This is a genomic window from Vibrio viridaestus, assembly GCF_003856525.1.
Classification (GTDB): Bacteria; Pseudomonadota; Gammaproteobacteria; order Enterobacterales; family Vibrionaceae; genus Vibrio; species Vibrio viridaestus.
Genome location: NZ_RJVQ01000009.1, coordinates 61,932 through 77,877, shown reverse-complemented (window position 1 = coordinate 77,877; position 15,946 = coordinate 61,932). Strand labels below are relative to the sequence as shown.

The 15,946-nt window shown below is 42.1% G+C and carries 16 protein-coding genes and 1 riboswitch; of the genes, 6 read left to right on the top strand and 10 right to left on the bottom strand.

Annotated elements, in window-relative coordinates:
- Positions 1-79 precede the first annotated feature (79 nt).
- Positions 80-838: a molybdopterin-synthase adenylyltransferase MoeB gene (gene moeB, locus EES38_RS17225; protein WP_124938459.1), complete on the bottom strand. Its 759-nt coding sequence runs from the start codon at positions 836-838 to the stop codon at positions 80-82.
- Between the two features lie 160 nt (positions 839-998).
- A riboswitch (molybdenum cofactor riboswitch) is annotated at positions 999-1,130 on the top strand.
- Between moeB and moaA the strand changes: the two genes are divergently transcribed.
- From moaA to EES38_RS17195, 6 genes are all read left to right on the top strand, one after another.
- A complete protein-coding gene (gene moaA, locus EES38_RS17220; RefSeq protein ID WP_439333270.1) occupies positions 1,112-2,092 on the top strand; it encodes a GTP 3',8-cyclase MoaA in 981 nt (326 codons plus the stop codon). It overlaps the preceding riboswitch by 19 nt.
- A gap of 3 nt (positions 2,093-2,095) precedes the next feature.
- The gene (gene mobA, locus EES38_RS17215; RefSeq protein ID WP_124938457.1) at positions 2,096-2,677 is read left to right on the top strand and encodes a molybdenum cofactor guanylyltransferase; all 582 of its coding nucleotides are present in this window, start codon (positions 2,096-2,098) and stop codon (positions 2,675-2,677) included.
- Entirely contained in the window at positions 2,664-3,209 is a 546-nt protein-coding gene (gene moaB / locus EES38_RS17210; protein WP_124938456.1) for a molybdenum cofactor biosynthesis protein B, read from the top strand. The genes mobA and moaB overlap by 14 nt, the downstream gene beginning before the upstream one ends.
- Positions 3,210-3,212: 3 nt before the next feature.
- Positions 3,213-3,695: a cyclic pyranopterin monophosphate synthase MoaC gene (gene moaC, locus EES38_RS17205; protein ID WP_124938455.1), complete on the top strand. Its 483-nt coding sequence runs from the start codon at positions 3,213-3,215 to the stop codon at positions 3,693-3,695.
- Positions 3,692-3,943, top strand: a complete 252-nt coding sequence (locus tag EES38_RS17200; protein ID WP_124938454.1) for a MoaD/ThiS family protein — start codon at positions 3,692-3,694, stop codon at positions 3,941-3,943. The genes moaC and EES38_RS17200 overlap by 4 nt, the downstream gene beginning before the upstream one ends.
- The gene (locus EES38_RS17195; protein ID WP_439333269.1) at positions 3,936-4,391 is read left to right on the top strand and encodes a molybdenum cofactor biosynthesis protein MoaE; all 456 of its coding nucleotides are present in this window, start codon (positions 3,936-3,938) and stop codon (positions 4,389-4,391) included. The genes EES38_RS17200 and EES38_RS17195 overlap by 8 nt, the downstream gene beginning before the upstream one ends.
- 60 nt (positions 4,392-4,451) lie before the next feature.
- Here the strand turns inward: EES38_RS17195 and EES38_RS22640 are convergent, their stop codons facing one another.
- From EES38_RS22640 to cobA, 9 genes are all read right to left on the bottom strand, one after another.
- The gene (locus EES38_RS22640) at positions 4,452-4,577 is read right to left on the bottom strand and encodes a hypothetical protein (protein WP_279432221.1); all 126 of its coding nucleotides are present in this window, start codon (positions 4,575-4,577) and stop codon (positions 4,452-4,454) included.
- Positions 4,578-4,730: 153 nt separating this feature from the next.
- Entirely contained in the window at positions 4,731-5,954 is a 1,224-nt protein-coding gene (gene moeA / locus EES38_RS17190; protein ID WP_124938453.1) for a molybdopterin molybdotransferase MoeA, read from the bottom strand.
- A gap of 15 nt (positions 5,955-5,969) precedes the next feature.
- Positions 5,970-6,614, bottom strand: coding sequence for a two-component system response regulator NarL (gene narL, locus EES38_RS17185; RefSeq protein ID WP_124938452.1), 645 nt, complete (start codon positions 6,612-6,614; stop codon positions 5,970-5,972).
- Positions 6,615-6,694: 80 nt separating this feature from the next.
- Complete coding sequence (locus tag EES38_RS17180; protein WP_124938451.1) at positions 6,695-8,485, bottom strand: type IV pili methyl-accepting chemotaxis transducer N-terminal domain-containing protein; 1,791 nt, start codon at positions 8,483-8,485, stop codon at positions 6,695-6,697.
- Positions 8,486-8,498: 13 nt separating this feature from the next.
- Positions 8,499-10,223: a bifunctional protein-serine/threonine kinase/phosphatase gene (locus EES38_RS17175; protein ID WP_124938450.1), complete on the bottom strand. Its 1,725-nt coding sequence runs from the start codon at positions 10,221-10,223 to the stop codon at positions 8,499-8,501.
- Between the two features lie 141 nt (positions 10,224-10,364).
- Positions 10,365-11,834: a NarK family nitrate/nitrite MFS transporter gene (locus EES38_RS17170; protein WP_124938449.1), complete on the bottom strand. Its 1,470-nt coding sequence runs from the start codon at positions 11,832-11,834 to the stop codon at positions 10,365-10,367.
- 89 nt (positions 11,835-11,923) lie between these two features.
- Entirely contained in the window at positions 11,924-12,250 is a 327-nt protein-coding gene (gene nirD, locus EES38_RS17165; protein WP_124938448.1) for a nitrite reductase small subunit NirD, read from the bottom strand.
- A 26-nt stretch (positions 12,251-12,276) separates the two neighbouring features.
- On the bottom strand, positions 12,277-14,817 hold the full coding sequence (gene nirB / locus EES38_RS17160; RefSeq protein ID WP_124938447.1) for a nitrite reductase large subunit NirB: 2,541 nt from the start codon (positions 14,815-14,817) through the stop codon (positions 12,277-12,279).
- Positions 14,818-14,859: 42 nt separating this feature from the next.
- Positions 14,860-15,669: a uroporphyrinogen-III C-methyltransferase gene (gene cobA, locus EES38_RS17155; RefSeq protein ID WP_124938446.1), complete on the bottom strand. Its 810-nt coding sequence runs from the start codon at positions 15,667-15,669 to the stop codon at positions 14,860-14,862.
- Positions 15,670-15,946: the final 277 nt, after the last annotated feature.

Below are 15,946 nucleotides of genomic sequence, written 5' to 3'. Positions count from 1 at the left end.
TTTAGGGAATGCGTATTGATCGTGAAAAAGGAATAATTTCTGGTGTAAACATAGGGATTTATCGATTAATACCCTGTGATCATTTACTGTCCATGCTACACACTGAGCAATTATCACGTTTACGGTAGCGAAATATGCGTTGTTCACCGGTTAATGCATCGATTACAAGCAAACGACCCACATAACTTTCACCAATACCTGTCAGCACTTTAACAGCTTCAAGAGCCTGAGTAGAGCCGACAATTCCTACTAAAGGAGAAACAACGCCAGATTCAATACAGCTGAGGTTTTGTTCACCGAATGAATGACTAAAGCAATGGTAGCAGGGCGTATCGTCTTGGTAATTAAAAGTGGTTACTTGTCCCTCAAACCGAATCGCAGCGCCTGAAACTAGAGGGGTTTTGTATCTAAAGCATGCAGAATTGATGGCTTGCCTTGTGGCCAGATTATCTGTACAGTCAATGACGAGATCATGTAAGGCTATCTGTTCTGCCAACGTTTCTTCATCAAGACGCGTTTCAATGCACCTGATAGAGCATTCCGTGTTTTGCTCTTTGACAAATTCCGCCGCCGCAGACACTTTAAGTTTTCCAACATCAGACTCTTTGTAGATAACCTGACGTTGAAGGTTGCTGGTTTCTATTGTGTCAAAGTCGACAAGTGTTATTTGACCAATGCCTGAAGCTGACAGGTAGGGAAGGCAAGCACTTCCCAATCCACCAAGACCGATTAGTAATACGTTACTTTCAAGCAACTTCTCTTGTCCCGAAAAATCTAACTGGGGCAGTAAAATATGGCGGCAATAGCGAATTGTCTGGTCGTCGTTCAATTCAGGCATTGGTGTTCTCTTTTATTTTTATAAACATAATTTTAACATGCTCGTTAGTGTTTATAACTTGTAATGCTGACGTTTTTTACACAAGTATATGAGTAATCTGTATTTCCCTACTTATTTTGGGGTATAGATCCAGATTTGTGACTAGAATAAAATCGTTGTAAATTTGTAACAACTCCGAAGCTTCATGACCTAAGCCCGATGGGTATGGTGATGGAGCCGTGGCAAAGCCACCGGGTTCAATGAGAAATGATTGGGCCTCCCACATTTGGAAAGGTGTTGAAAATGTTGATAGATCCGCAGGGACGTGAGTTTAGGTATTTGCGCCTATCCATCACGGATTTATGTAATTATAAGTGTAACTACTGTTTACCCGACGGGTACGATTGTAGTTCCAAACCCAATAGACTCAATTTGTCACAGATTGAGTCTATAGTATCTTCTTTTGCCAGAAATGGTATTAAAAAAGTCAGAATAACAGGGGGAGAGCCGACTCTTCATCGTGAGTTAACTGACATTATTCGTCTTTTAAAATCGATTCCGGGTATCGAAAAAGTCGCTCTTACAACAAACGGCCATCGTATGTCAGCGCAACTCCAGTCATGGAAAAATGCAGGCTTAGATGCCATCAATTTAAGCTGTGATAGTCTCGATCCAAGAATGTTCGCAGCAATTGTTGGCCGTGATGCTTTAGCTGATTTACTGCAGGGTCTGGACAAAGCGATAGAGCTTGGCTTTCACGATATCAAGGTCAATACGATTCTGCTCAAGCAATTCAATGCTTCGCAAATTAATGATCTGATCGCTTGGGCGAGTAACAAGCCAATCACATTGCGCTTTATCGAATTAATGCAAACGCTAGACAACAAAGAGTACTTTGCTGCCAATCATTTTAGTTCAGATAATGTTGTGCAAAGACTCCTCAATTCTGGCTGGTCTGAACGAATAAGAAGTTTGACTGCAGGTCCTGCTCGAGAATTCACGCATCCTCAATATATTGGCTCTGTAGGTGTTATCGCGCCATACAGCAAAGATTTCTGCCAGTCATGTAACAGACTCCGAGTCTCTTCTCAGGGCAAGTTACATCTGTGTTTGTTCGGTGAAGAAGGTTATGATCTTCGTCCTTATATAAGCAACGACGATCCTTCTCTTTTGGATAACGCGATCGCAGAGTTTCTTGGTTACAAAAAAGACAGTCATTTCCTTCACAGCGGAAATTCGGGTCACACTTCTCATCTAGCTATGATAGGGGGCTAATATATGGATCAGCACTCGGGTGTTGTGCTCGCTGGTGGATTATCGTCACGTATGGGACGAGACAAAAGCCAATTGGAATGGAACGGCGAATCTCTATTACAACATAGCTACAAAGTATTGGCAGCATCCTATTGTCACTATATTTACGTCAGTAATAACCGGGGTGAGGGAATACAAGATCGGTATCTAGAGTGTGGTCCGTTGGGAGGAATTGATGCAACTCTGTCCCAAATGAGTAATCAAGGATGGCTTACCGTATTGCCGGTTGATATGCCTCTAATCGATACGTACCAACTGAAGCAACTGCAAACCTTTGCTAGTGAGACGGGGAAAGCCTGTTACTTTAAAAATCACTTTCTCCCTTGTGTTTTGCCAGTTAATGAAACAGTTAAAGATTATTTAAAACAGCAGCTTGAAAATCAAGGAGACTTCAGAGTAAAAGGTCTTCTAAGCTTTGTTCACGCTGTTGAAATTGAGCCGGTAGAAACAATAAGTTTAATGAATACAAATACACCTGAAGAGTGGGAGAGCGCCATTCAGGTGAGGCAAGAATATAAAAAGGAAAACCAATATGTCAGATCATAGCGCTAAAGAATTTCAGCCTTTAAATATAGCTGTTCTTACCGTATCCGATACACGAGAGGAAAGTACAGATACCTCTGGGCAGGCATTAATTACGGGCCTAACTGAAGCGGGCCATGTGCTTAATGAACGTCGAATTGTCAAAGACGACATCTACCAGATTCGAGCTATTGTATCCACGTGGATTGCGAGTGAAGATGTCCAAGCAATTTTGATCACAGGCGGTACAGGGTTCACATCACGCGACACCACTCCCGAAGCAGTATCGCCGTTGTTTGATACGTCTATTCCTGGTTTTGGTGAAGTGTTTAGAGCCATTTCTCTCCAACAAATTGGTACATCTACAATTCAATCTCGTGCGATTGCAGGCTTGGCGAATGGCGTTGTTATTTTCGCTATGCCAGGTTCGACCAACGCTTGCAAAACGGCTTGGTATGACGTTATTCAGGAGCAACTTGATTCGACACATCGACCATGCAATTTTGTTCCACACTTGAAGAAAAGTACGACTGAACTGTGTGCCACTAGAGGGTAATTTATGCTAACTCATATCGATAAAAACGGTAATGCCAATATGGTTGATGTGAGCGATAAGCAAGAAACGGTAAGAGTAGCCGTCGCTCAGGGTCGTATCACGATGAGTGAAGAAGCATTTCGTTTAGTGGTCGAGAATGGACACAAAAAGGGAGATGTACTGCAAGTTGCTCGCATTGCAGGGATTCAAGGAACAAAGCGTTGTTCAGATTTAATCCCTCTGTGTCATCCATTGGCGCTATCTAAAGTATCTATAGACTTTGAACTTGAACCTGAGCGCAATTCGATTGTAGTTTTGTCTACAGCAAAAGTCACTGGTAAGACGGGTGTCGAAATGGAAGCTTTAACAGGGGCTTCTGTCGCTACATTAACGATTTACGATATGTGTAAAGCGGTAGATCATGAAATGATAATTTCAGATCTCAAAGTATTAGAGAAATCTGGTGGTAAGCGGGGTCACTACGTTAGGTTGGAGGATGATAAATGATTCGAGTACTGTTTTTCGGAAGATTACGAGAGTTATTGAAATGTGGCGTTCTCGAATTGACGGCAATTCAGGAGCCTATTTCTTTAGCGAAACTGCGTGTCGAATTACGCAAGAAAGGTGGTGACTGGGAAGAGTTTTTATCAACTCAGCATGCATTAGCTGCGGTTAATCAAGATATGGCGGATGAGACAGTCATCGTAAAAACAGGGGATGAAGTTGCCTTTTTCCCTCCTGTAACGGGTGGGTAGAGTGATATTTGTAGGTGAAGACGTATTTGATGCTGGTGCATTGATAGAAGACATGCGACAGAGAGATACGAGTTGTGGTGCGCTTGTTACGTTCATTGGTTCGGTACGAGATATCAATGAAGGAGAAGATGTTAGCGCTCTTACGCTCGAACATTATCCTGGCATGACAGAAAAAGTGCTGTGTGGCATAGCAGATAAGGCTCAACAACGCTTTGGAGTGAATCAGATTGATATCTACCATCGGGTTGGGACGCTTGGGCTAAATGAACAGATTGTATTTGTCGGCGTTGCAGCAAAACACAGGGAAAGTGCCTTTCTTGCCTGCGAGTTTGTGATGGATTTTCTTAAGACAGAAGCGCCGTTTTGGAAAAAAGAGCATCGAAAAAGCGAAACAGTTTGGTTAGATCAAGCGAAAAAAGAAGCCTTAGCTCGAAAACGTTGGGAATGATCTGGAGGGTAAACGTTTTTTGACTCGCGTTACCCGAATAATCATTCCTAATCCGAAAGCTTACTTACGAATCAAAGTGTTCATACGTTCTTCAAGTTGACGTCGTTTAGCCTTCGCTTTTGTTGTGTATGATATTAATGCTGTTGCCGTTACTGCAAATAAGCAGATAGTCAAAAATACGAACATATTAGTTATCCAAGTCAAATTGAGTATTAAAACGTATCTATGCATACGTCCTGTAAATATTATTGGATTATGCATAGATCTTTTTTAACTAAAAGCAACTTATATTCTTATCAATAGTGGTGTCTCAAATATGAGATAGGTGGTAAGTGTAAGTTATTGATAGTGGACTATCGTGACAATGTCACCTTTATTTGCGCCTTCACTCTCAGCTGAAAGCAAAACATGACAATTTGCAGCACTGAATGCGGATAAGATGGCCGAACCTTGTTTTCCGGCTGAACCGACTTGCCATTCACCATTCTCATTTTGCGTGGCGATACCGCGTTGAAAATCCATTCTCCCGGGACGCTTTTTAAAATCATTAATCGCTAGCGCTTTCATTCGTTTGGGTAATGGAGAGGGATGATGCTGCATCGTTTTTATAAATGGAGTAGCAAGCTGATCGAATGTCACTGCAGAAGAGACTGGATTGCCAGGAAGACCAATAAAAGCGCATTGACCTAGATAACCAAACGCTACCGGTTTGCCGGGTTTCATGGCCACTTTCCAGAAGTTAATTTCACCTAATTCATCGAGTATCTGTTTGATGTAATCAGCATCACCCACTGAGACTCCACCCGATGTAATAATAATATCTGATGTCTCTGATGCATCGTTTAATGCCGCTCTAATTGCATCGGGATTGTCTTCAAGTATTCCAAAATCAATCACATCAACGCCGAGTTTATTCAACATACTAAAGAGCATTGGACGGTTAGAATCGTACAATTGTCCAGATGCCAAAACTGAACCAGGCTCGACTAATTCGTCTCCAGTAGAGAATAGTCCGATTCGCACTTTTTTATAGACTGAGACTTCGCTAACCCCACAAGCGCTAAGCAGTGCGACGTCTCGGAAGGTCAACAAATGTCCCTCACTAAAAAGCTCACTACCAATCTGAATATCTTCGCCAGTGAAACGAATATTATCGTGTTCTTTTGGTAGCTTATTGAGTTCTATTGTATCACCTGTACGCGTTACATTTTCCTGCATAATGACTGCTGTCGTACCCTCAGGAATTTTAGCGCCCGTCATGATACGTATAGCTTCACCAGCAGAGAGAGACTTCTGCGCAGGATGGCCTGCTAGAGACGTATCGATAACGGGAAGAGAATGAGTTTGTTGGTCGAAACCAAGATTTACAGCATATCCGTCCATAGCTGAGTTATCGTACGGAGGAAGATTGACTGAAGATTTTATCCCTTCAGCTAACACTCTGCCGTCAATGTCGAATACCGATACCTTTTCTGTATCCAGAACAGGGGAAGCTTGAGCGACTATGTTTGCCAATGCTTCATCAAATGATAATAATTTTGCTGCGTTAAAATCGCAATCCATTGAATACCTCAGTCATTATTGCTTATCTATCATCCAGACCGCAGCCTCAAGTCGAGAGCGAACATTGAGTTTCTTTAATAAATGCTTAACGTGAACTTTCACTGTTGAGTCTGTAATTCTAAGTTCGCGCGCGATAAGTTTGTTGCTCATTCCTTTGGAAATAAGGGACAAAATTTCAAGCTCGCGGCTGGTGAGATTTTTGAGTGGATCTTCTTGGGGTTCTTTTTTCGGTTTGCTCCACGACTGAGCCAAAACTTTCGTCAGTCGGTCAGACAGTGCTAATTTACCCAAAACTGCTTGTTTAATATTTTCTACGATGTCTTCTGGTTCCATATCTTTAAGAAGATATCCGTCAGCGCCGTTTTCCATTGCAGTTAGTACGTCTTCTTCGCTATCGGAAACGGTAAGCATCACTACTCGAGCGGTGACGCCTTTTTCTCTCATTAGTCGAACAGTTTCAAGGCCATCCATGCCTTGCATATTAAGATCTAGAATAATGAGGTCTGGGTCGTGCTCTACAGCACCATTGACCGCATCTGCTCCGTTGTTGTATTCACAGATGACTTGAAGATCATCTTCCAGAGCAATCAGTTGTTGTAATCCTTTGCGAAATAAAGGGTGATCGTCGACTAACATTATCGTTGCAGCGTCTGTGCTCACATTTCACTCCTTTTACTCTTCCGTGTAAAGCGCGGAGTCCGCGCATCTTTTATTATAGTGCGACCTCTATCTTACTCATCTTAAACTGATTTGTTGAGATAATTCGGCATAAAGCTCAGATTTACTTCGGTACCACCATCTTCTGGCGTTATTATTTTCAAATCCCCGTTCAGTGAGCGGCACCGTTCCTGCATAATTTCAGTGCCGTAATGATTCAATTGCTGTTCTTTATGTTTTATGCCAATTCCATTGTCTTTTACTCTGAGATGAATTGATTTATTTTCAGCTTCTGTGAGAGTGATGACCACGAGATTACCCTTAGAATGATTGAGGGCATTCTGCAGTGCTTCTTTCGTGATCTGTAAAAGGTGTATTTCTTCATTTGGCTCAAAAGGAATATGATTGCAGTCATACTGCAGTTTTATTTCTATTTGACTTCTCTCTGTCAGTGTCTGAATCGTATTCGTCAATGCGTCTTGTAAACCACCGTTGCCGATTTGAAGACGAAACGTAGTGAGAAGTTCGCGTAGTTGTCGATAAGCTGAAATCAATCCTTCTTTTAATTCCGAAACGGGTTTGGTTATTTTATCTGAGACGATTTCGTCTTTCATTCCACGTTCTATGCGCGTGACTTGTATTTTCAAATAGGAAAGTGACTGTGCTAAGGAGTCATGAAGTTCTCTGGCAATAATTGAACGCTCGTCTAACAAAGCGATTCGGCGCTGCTGATCATGGTAATGACTAAGACTTAATGCCATTGCTATTTGATCAACAAATGACTGAACAAGATCTGTTTGCCAACGATCTATTGGTTTAGCTGTTGGGTGGAAAACTGTAACTGAACCGTAAGCCAGTTCTGCTTTACCAATGGTAAAAACAAGGCTGGAAGAATTATCGCTGTGAGGTATTTGATTCGTCGCCAATACCTGTTGGTAGGGGACGGAGTTTGTGTCTGAAAAGAGTTTAAGTTCTATTCTTTCTATATCACTTACGAGTACTAATTCATTCAGGATTTGTTGGTAGTTTAACCTTCCACTGTGCGATTCATTGACTTGTTGAGCGACGTTATACAAAAAGGTAAGAATCTCATTGTTCTTTCTCAGTTCATGCGTTTTCGCCTGGATTTGTTTTTCCTGATCATTGTGAATTGTCTGAATACTCTCATTTGCTTTGTTTAGAGTTCGGGAGAGTAAACCTAGCTCATCTTCACGTTTGACGCTGCAACGTTGGCTCCAGTCCCCGTTAGAGGACGCTTCAGCAACAACAGTGAGTTCTCTTAGCGGTCTGGCAATGTGTCGATGGATTGTATAAATCGACACAAGTACCAAAAATAGCGTAATCGCGAGTGTCACTGTCTGTATCATTCTCAGTTGAGAAAGTTTGTCTTCCAGAACATTCTGGTAACTAAATACAAGAGTGTCGATTGAATCGACAAAGGCTTCCAAGTGTGGGAGAAACTCTTCTAAATCAAAATCAGTGTCAGCATGAGCCAGTTTGGGCTTAATAACGTTCTCCCACTCGGTATTTACATTCGAGTATTCGCGCTGGAGCTGAATCTCACTAAAGCGAAAAAAATCTCGCTTTAAAACGGGATCGCGAAATAGGGTTTCGAATCGTTTAATGAGTGTGGCTACTTTTTCCGAATTTTCTTTTGTTGGAGACTGCTGTAATGCAGCCACTTGAGTTGTAATTCGGTAACTCATCATCCGCAGGGAGCCGGATAAGTTGATCGTTTTTCCATCGAATTCGCTTATCTGGGACATGTAGATAGACGAAAAAATACTGATAAAAGCCATGAGTATTACGCTGATCATTAATGACGTGATACGCAGTACAACAGAATGGCTTAATTTTTTTATAATCAATGGCATAGTCAGTCCAAATCTAAATCAGCATGAATCCTTCGATAATGGCAACAGCAATGGCAATTAAAGCGATTGATTTCCAGAATAAAACGGGATTGCGCCTTATCAAAGGCTTATTATCAACACCGTTAAGCAACGTTGCGTTTGGGGTGAAAAAGTCAGTTATAAAATCGCCAAGCGCTTGGTAACGATGGTTTGGTGATTCAGCTGTGGCTTTTTTAATCGCAAGGTCCATCCATAGAGGAACGTCAGAGCGATATTCCTGAATGGTATGGTATTGCCATTTAACATGTCTGGCTTGTTGAAGAGTCTGCTGGGAATGTTCGTTATAAGGCAGTTGTCCACACAGCATTTCATACGTAATGATGCCGATTGAGAATAAATCTGAAAGGGTGGTCGCTTTACCTGTGTTTATGTATTCAGGAGCGGTGTAATTAACGGAGCCTAATGGGAAAGTATCTGATTGCTCTGATAGCATTTCACTGAGACCTTTTACTTCTACAGCCCCAAAGTCGATAATTTTTACCTGATTGTTGCGGGTAATCATTATGTTTTCTGGTTTTAGATCTCGATGAACCATGTCTGCCCGTTGAAATACTCGAACGGCCTTAACGATTTCTACCATAATTTCTCTAACATCGCTTATCGAAGGGCGAGGGTTATCATGCATCCATTGTCTCAGCGTAATTCCTTCAATATATTCACAAACTTGGTAGAGAAAACGCGAATCGTCTTTACATGGGTACATCTTTAAGACGCGTTTGCTTTCGAGTTGCGATGCAATCCAGTATTCATTAGCAAATAATTTGAGAGTCTCTGGTTCATCAAGATAATTTTGCGATGGGACTTTAATCACAACATTTCGCTTATTCTCAGTATCAAAGGCAAGGTAGACATGGCTTCTAGAGCCATCATACAAGGTCTTTAATATTTCAAAATGATCAAGATGCTGTCCCTGAGACAGAGCTGGTGGAATTGCTTTCGTTAGAAGATTCGTCTGATGTTCCGTCAAATTAAATTCGGGCAGACTATTAACCTTTAGAGCGACACAGCTTGTATTGTCGTTACTTCCTTTACGTAGTGCTGAATGGCAAAGTGATTGAGACAACTTTTCGACTGAATCCGATTTTAATACTAGCTGTTTGATTTCATCGTGCGTGAGTGTTTCGTGCACGCCATCGGTGGTGAGGAGCAGAAGATCATCCTGTTGCAATTGCAGTGTTTGATAATCAATTTCGATTTTTTCATCCATACCTAAAGCACGAGTGAGGTAGTGCTGCTGGCCGAAGTTGACTCTTTGATGGTCTCTAGTCAGAAGGGTTAGCAGGTTATCGCGAAATAGGTAGATTCGGCTGTCACCGACATGAAAGATATTACAGGTGTTGGATTTTATAATCAGCGCACTGAATGTGGTCACCATCCCGTTATGATAGAGGTGATCCTTACCCTGACTGTATAACCAACTATTTAGGCTTTTTAGTAGCTCACTGGATGAGCGTTCAATTCCCCAACTCGCCGGTGTTGAATAATAGTCTGTTACGAACTGTGTTGTCGCAGTATGACTGGCTTGCTGAGCTTGCGTGCTGCAACTCACACCATCTGCAATACACGCAACGATGCCTTTATGCGTTAATTCATCATTCTGAGTGGGATATTTTACAATAAAAGCGTCCTGATTCTCTTCCCTGGAACCCGTTAACGAACATCCCGAAAATTCGACTCGTCTATTCTCATCCTTTGACATTCATGTTTCCTTACGCAATGCCAGTCTGTATTTTTCTAAGAACAAAAGCCCAATCTAAACAAGATTGAGCTTCTGAACGATATTGAACTTCTACCATATAGTTGATTTTAAATTAGTAAAGAACAATATCTCCCGACAGCCTTAATTTGATACATCAATTAGCGTTACGCTACCGTCGTCGTTAACCTCAGCAATTTTACCCGATGGCTCTTCCATAAACATGAGAGCTACGAAGCCAACAATTGCTGTTGCTGCGATAACAAAAAAGAATGTTTGATAAGAAACGAATGACAAGATAGTTAGGTAGGTTACCGCACCTACGTTACCATAAGCACCTGTCATACCGGCAATTTGGCCAGTCATGCGACGTTTGATAAGAGGTACTGTTGCGAATACCGCACCTTCACCGGCTTGTACGAAGAATGAACATGCCATAGCTGCCGCAACCGCTACCCATACAGGCCAACTTCCATTAACCTGACCCATTAGGAAGTAACCAACCGCAAGACCCGCAGTTAGAATTAACAGTGTTAACTTACGACCAAACTTATCTGAGATTAGACCGCCACCAGGACGAGACATCAGGTTCATAAAAGCATAAGCAGAGGCAACCATACCTGCAACAACAGGTGTTAGCTCGAATGTTTCTGAGAAAAACAGAGGTAGCATTGATACCACAGCAAGCTCAGACCCAAATGTTGCAAAATAAAGGACATTCAGTACTGCAACTTGTTTAAATTTATACTGGTGAATTGGCTCAACTGGTTTTGTAAAAATGGATTTGTTCACTTTCCATACTTGATTAGCATCTAATAGGTAAAGAGCAGCCAAACCCACGTAGATAGCGTTTACCACACCTTCAGATAACATGTTGATGTTAGTTGGTGAGAGTTTCCAAGCCAGCAATGCTAGCACCGCGTACATAGGGACTTTCATCGCAAGAAGGAAGAAAAAGTCACCTTTTGATGTTACTTCCATAGCAGAAAGGTGCTTAGGTCTGAAGTATGTTGCGCCCTTCGGTGTGTCTGTCACTGTTTTATAGAACACGACTGAAAAGAGTAGGCTCATCAAACCTGTTATTGCAACAGCATAGCGCCATCCATCTTCGCCACCAAACATTAGCGCCAGCGTAGGAAGAGTGAATGCAGCAGCAGCAGACCCGAAGTTACCCCAGCCACCGTAAATACCTTCCGCTGTACCGAGCTGATTGTGTGGAAACCACTCGGAAACCAAACGGATACCGATCACGAACCCTGCACCTATGAAACCCAGTAGGAAACGAGCGATAGCAGCATGTATGAAGGAGTCAGCAAAAGCAAACATGAAGCAGGGAATAGAACATATCGCCAGTAGCGCAGAATAGACTATTCGTGGACCAAAACGGTCAGTAAACATACCAATCAGTACACGAGCTGGAATCGTTAAGGCAACGTTTAAAATTAGTAGTGTTTTGATCTCCTGAGTCGACAGACCCAGAGACTCTTTTACCATTTGGAGTAATGGAGCAAAGTTAAACCAAACAACAAAGGTGATAAAAAAGGCAATCCAGCTTAAGTGGAGTATCTTCATTTTTCCTGTGAAGGAAAAGAGTGAAAATTTTGAGCTTTCCATGTTCGTTTATCCTTACGTAAGCATATTTATCTTCATAGGGACACCAAGTTTTTTGATGTCCCAGATTCGTATTAGAGTGATATTTCTCGTTATTGCTTTATTTCAATCATGCCGTTGTTATTTCTGACTTCATAAACGGGCACGCTATATTCAGGGCTTTCAACGCATTCGCCAGTTTCCAAGCTAAAGTGCTGTTTGTAGAGAGGCGATGCGACACAAATTTTTTCATCGATAGAACCAACGATACCGCGCGAAAGAATATTCGCTTTCCCAATAGGATCGTAATTACCAACCGCGTGCAATGAATTGGTTCTTGTGCTAAAAAATACCGCTACTTGTTTGTCGCCCACTTTGGCACACACGCCTGTGTTAGGAGCGATAGCTGTTGATTCGCAGATTGTTATCCAGTTACTCATATTATTTCTCCTTCAATTATCGCGATTTAGTTAACTTCAACGATTTCAATCGCAAGTTCATCTGCTTTGTTTTTAGGAAACTTTTGTTCTCTAACAGTCACGAAATCAAGAGCATCATCACGATCACTACTGTTGATGAAATGACTGAAGCGGCGCAGTTTTTCAGGCGATTCAAGTGTGGTTTTCCACTCACACTGATATTTGCCAAGATTGTCTTTCATCGCAGATTCCAGTTCATTGGCTAGACCAAGTTTGTCGGCAATGACCACCTCTTTGAGATATTCGATACCCCCCTCAAGGTTTTCTAACCAGACAGAAGTGCGTTGTAGTTTGTCTGCCGTACGGATATAGAACATTAGGACGCGGTCAACGTATTTGATCAGTGTTTCGTCATCAAGATCAGTTGCCAAAAGGTCGGCATGCCTTGGACGCATACCGCCGTTACCGCAAACGTATAAGTTCCAGCCTTTGTCTGTTGCAATTACACCGATATCTTTTGACTGTGCTTCTGCGCATTCTCGAGTACATCCAGATACAGCGAATTTCAATTTATGAGGAGAGCGAAGCCCTTTATAACGATTCTCCAGATCGATAGCGAAACCGACGCTGTTGCCAACACCATAGCGACACCAAGTACTTCCTACACAGGATTTGACTGTACGTACGGATTTACCATAGGCATGACCAGTTTCAAAACCGGCGTCAACAAGGCGAGTCCAAATAGCGGGTAAGTCGTTAAGTTGAGCCCCAAAAAGGTCGATGCGTTGACCGCCGGTTACTTTGGTGTATAAGCCGAAATCGCGAGCAACTTTACCAATAACGATCAATTTTTCGGGTGTGATTTCACCGCCTGCGATACGAGGAACGACAGAGTAAGTTCCATCTTTTTGCATATTACCGAGGTAAACGTCATTAGTATCTTGTAGCTCAATGAGATCATCCTGCAAAATGTAATCATTCCAGAATGAAGCCAGAATTGATCCTACGGTCGGCTTACATACATCACAGCCTAATCCATGACCATATTGAGCTAACAGTTCGTCAAACGTTTTGATTTTATGGACGCGAACAATATCGCTTAGCTCCTGGCGAGAGTAGGCAAAGTGTTGACAAATATCGTTATTAACCTCGACACCCAATTTTTCAAGTTCATTATCGAGTACTTGCTTAGCCAAAGCACTGCAACCACCACAGCCTGTCGATGCGTTAGTCGTTTCTTTCAAGGCTGCCATTGTGGTACAGCCCGCAGCAACAGCTTCTTTAATTTTCCCTTTGGTTACGTCAAAGCATGAACAGATGACTGCACTGTCAGGCAAAGCATCGATACCTAAGCCTGCAGAATCATCTTCTGCTACATTAGGCAGAATCAGTACAGACGGATTTTCTGGAAGCGGCAGATCATTCTGACGGATTTGCAGTAAATTACCGTAAGCGGTAGCATCACCGACGAGCACAGCGCCAACGATTTTCTTTTTATCCTCAGAGATAATTAGACGTTTGTAGACTTGCTCAATGTCGTCCTTATACGTATAGGACAAAGCACCTGGTGTTTGGCCATGTACATCGCCAATACTCGCAACGTCGACACCCATCAATTTCAGTTTGGTGCTCATGTCTGCACCGGTAAACTCGGCACCATTTTCGTTGGCAAGAATATGGTTTGCCGCGACTTTAGCCATTTGATAGCCGGGTGCTACGAGACCGAAAATACGATTTTCCCAAAGAGCGCATTCACCGATAGCATAGATGTCATCGTAATTGGTTTGGCAGTTATTATTAATCACGATACCGCCTCGTTCACCGATAGCAATATCACTATTGCGCGCTAGTTCATCTTGTGGACGGATGCCTGCAGAGAAAACGATCATATCGGTTTCGACGAATGACCCATCAGCAAAGTTCATGCGATAACGACACTCAGCGCCGTCAACGATGTCAGTCGTGGCCTTTTGCGTGTGAACAGTGACGCCTAGGTCTTCAATTTTTCTGCGAAGCAAATCGCCACCATCTTGATCAAGCTGTACAGCCATGAGACGCGGAGCGAATTCTACAACATGTGTTTCGAGTCCTAGGTTTTTAATCGCGTTTGCTGCTTCTAAACCAAGTAGTCCGCCACCAATAACGACTCCAACTTTACTGTCTTTACTTGAATGTTCGATTGCGTCCAAGTCTTCAATTGTTCTGTATACGTGACAGAACGGTTTATCATTCCCTGGGATTGGTGGGACAAACGGAAATGAGCCAGTCGCTAATACCAACTTGTCGTAGGTTTCTGATCGTCCAGATGACGTAATGAGTGACTTAGATTTTGGATCAATGCTTGTTACTTTCTCATTGAGAAGATAATTTACGCCGTTCTCTTGGTAATAGCCTTCGCTTGTTAGTGAAAGATCGTCGACCGTTTTACCAGTGAAGTATGATGTTAACTGTACACGATCGTACGCGAGTCTCGGTTCTTCTGAAAACGTAATGATTTGTGTCTCGTCACTGTTTGACTGAATTAGGGTGTCAATAAACTTATGGCCAACCATACCGTTACCGACCACAATGATTTTTTGCTTGCTCATAAATTCGCTTCCTTACTTTATTCTGATTTCATGGCCGTGTAGTTAGGCACTGATACGTAAAGTTTCAGCAGAGAAACTGTCCACGTTTTTATTATTAAGCTGTTGCAACCAGTCCATCTGACTGGATACTGTGACAACGTCACCAATAATGATTAGCGCTGGCGATTTTATTGCGTTGCTCTGCGCTAAGTCGCTTAATTCACATAGCTTGCCTATAACAGTACGTTGTTGTGGGGTACATCCGTTTTCAATAATGGCAACTGGTTTATCTGCAGTCATACCAGCGTTTATCAGTTGAGTTTGTATTTCCTCAGATTTGGTTAGTCCCATATAAATCACTAATGTTTGATCTAGTTGAGCTAGCGCTTGCCAGTTAATGCCTAATTTTTTATCTGCATGGGCTGTGATAAAAGTACACCCCTGTGCCAACCCTCTGTGTGTGAGGGGGATATTTGAATAGGTAGAACATCCTGAGGCTGCTGTAATACCTGGAACCACGTCAACTTTGACTCCTTGTTTGGCAAGAAACAGCATTTCCTCGCCACCACGACCAAATACAAACGAATCACCACCTTTAACTCGGCAAACGTTCATTCCATTTAGAGCGTAATTAGCAATAAGTTGGTTGATTTCGTCTTGCTTATAACTGTGGCAACCTTTCGCTTTTCCTACGTAGACTAATTTGCAACGCAATGGAAATAGCTCTCTGATAGCATCACTGACTAAGTTGTCGTATACGATAACGTCTGCTCGTTCCATCGACTTAATCGCTTTCATTGTTAGAAGATCGGGATCGCCAGGTCCAGCTCCAACAAGTGTTACGCTACCAATAAAAGAATTTTCTCTATTCATTGTCGTTGCCCTTAGTGAAATTTTGCTAGTTGTAGTCCTAAAAGCAACTTAGATGCCAAAAGTAAAGTTACGCAAAAAATATTAATTTATTATAATTAAAACAGTAGTTTATGTTTCATCAATTCAGAGGTTACCTCTTAGGTGGTAGAGAGGTTGCGATTACTAAAGGTGGTATAAATTGGTCACTTCTGGGTTTTTTTGCATCGATATGGGTAAATATACATAAAAGGTGGTAGTTAGTGTGGGTAATTTAAACTACCACTTAAGTGGTAGTTAT

Coding starts and splice junctions, on each gene's coding strand:
- moeB (WP_124938459.1), bottom strand. CDS start 838: ATGCCTGAATTGAACGACGACCAGACAATTCGCTATTGCCGCCATATT.
- mobA (WP_124938457.1), top strand. CDS start 2,096: ATGGATCAGCACTCGGGTGTTGTGCTCGCTGGTGGATTATCGTCACGT.
- moaB (WP_124938456.1), top strand. CDS start 2,664: ATGTCAGATCATAGCGCTAAAGAATTTCAGCCTTTAAATATAGCTGTT.
- moaC (WP_124938455.1), top strand. CDS start 3,213: ATGCTAACTCATATCGATAAAAACGGTAATGCCAATATGGTTGATGTG.
- EES38_RS17200 (WP_124938454.1), top strand. CDS start 3,692: ATGATTCGAGTACTGTTTTTCGGAAGATTACGAGAGTTATTGAAATGT.
- EES38_RS22640 (WP_279432221.1), bottom strand. CDS start 4,577: ATGTTCGTATTTTTGACTATCTGCTTATTTGCAGTAACGGCAACAGCA.
- moeA (WP_124938453.1), bottom strand. CDS start 5,954: ATGGATTGCGATTTTAACGCAGCAAAATTATTATCATTTGATGAAGCA.
- EES38_RS17180 (WP_124938451.1), bottom strand. CDS start 8,485: ATGCCATTGATTATAAAAAAATTAAGCCATTCTGTTGTACTGCGTATC.
- EES38_RS17175 (WP_124938450.1), bottom strand. CDS start 10,223: ATGTCAAAGGATGAGAATAGACGAGTCGAATTTTCGGGATGTTCGTTA.
- EES38_RS17170 (WP_124938449.1), bottom strand. CDS start 11,834: ATGGAAAGCTCAAAATTTTCACTCTTTTCCTTCACAGGAAAAATGAAG.
- nirD (WP_124938448.1), bottom strand. CDS start 12,250: ATGAGTAACTGGATAACAATCTGCGAATCAACAGCTATCGCTCCTAAC.
- nirB (WP_124938447.1), bottom strand. CDS start 14,817: ATGAGCAAGCAAAAAATCATTGTGGTCGGTAACGGTATGGTTGGCCAT.
- cobA (WP_124938446.1), bottom strand. CDS start 15,669: ATGAATAGAGAAAATTCTTTTATTGGTAGCGTAACACTTGTTGGAGCT.